This window comes from Streptomyces sp. CAI-85 (genome assembly GCF_013363615.1).
Taxonomy (GTDB): domain Bacteria; phylum Actinomycetota; class Actinomycetes; order Streptomycetales; family Streptomycetaceae; genus Streptomyces; species Streptomyces antibioticus_B.
In genome coordinates this window covers 1-1,076 of sequence record NZ_JAANNX010000200.1, presented here as the reverse complement: position 1 = coordinate 1,076, position 1,076 = coordinate 1, and the positions used below count along the sequence as shown (strand labels likewise).

The 1,076-nt window shown below is 67.7% G+C and carries 1 protein-coding gene; it reads left to right on the top strand.

Annotation, left to right across the window (positions count from 1 at the left end):
• A partial coding sequence (locus G6W55_RS37755; protein WP_175525076.1) for a GTP-binding protein occupies positions 1-1,076 on the top strand: 1,076 nt, incomplete at both ends.

Genomic DNA, 1,076 nt, shown 5'->3' with positions numbered 1-1,076 from the left:
ATGATGGACTCGAACGACCTGGAGCGTGAGAAGGGCATCACGATCCTCGCCAAGAACACGGCGGTCAAGTACCACCCGAAGGACGGCGGGGAACCGATCACGATCAACATCATCGACACCCCCGGCCACGCCGACTTCGGCGGCGAGGTCGAGCGCGGTCTGTCGATGGTGGACGGTGTCGTCCTGCTCGTCGACGCCTCCGAGGGCCCGCTGCCGCAGACCCGCTTCGTGCTGCGCAAGGCGCTCCAGCAGCGGCTGCCTGTCATCCTCTGCATCAACAAGACGGACCGCCCCGACTCCCGGATCGACGAGGTCGTCAACGAGACCTACGACCTGTTCCTGGACCTCGACGCGGACGAGGAGCAGATCGAGTTCCCGATCGTCTACGCCTGCGGCCGGGACGGCATCGCCTCGCTGACCAAGCCGGAGAACGGCACGGTCCCCGCGGACTCCAACAGCCTGGAGCCGTTCTTCTCCACGATCCTGGAGCACATCCCGGCCCCGTCCTACGACGAGTCGGCCCCGCTCCAGGCGCACGTCACCAACCTGGACGCCGACAACTTCCTCGGCCGTATCGCGCTGCTCCGGGTCGAGCAGGGCGAGCTGCGCAAGGGGCAGACCGTCGCGTGGATCAAGCGTGACGGTTCGATCAGCAACGTCCGCATCACCGAGCTGATGATGACCGAGGCGCTCACCCGCAAGCCCGCCGAGAAGGCCGGCCCCGGTGACATCTGTGCCGTCGCCGGTATCCCGGACATCATGATCGGCGAGACCCTCGCGGACACCGAGAACCCGATTCCGCTGCCGCTGATCACGGTCGACGAGCCGGCCATCTCCATGGTCATCGGCACCAACACCTCCCCGCTGGTCGGCCGCGGCGGCACCGGCAAGGGCGCCGACAACAAGGCGGTCGTCAAGGACCGCAAGGTCACCGCCCGTCAGGTCAAGGACCGGCTGGACCGCGAGCTGATCGGTAACGTCAGCCTGCGCGTGCTGGACACCGAGCGTCCCGACGCCTGGGAGGTGCAGGGCCGCGGTGAGCTGGCGCTGGCCATCCTGGTCGAGCAGATGCGCCG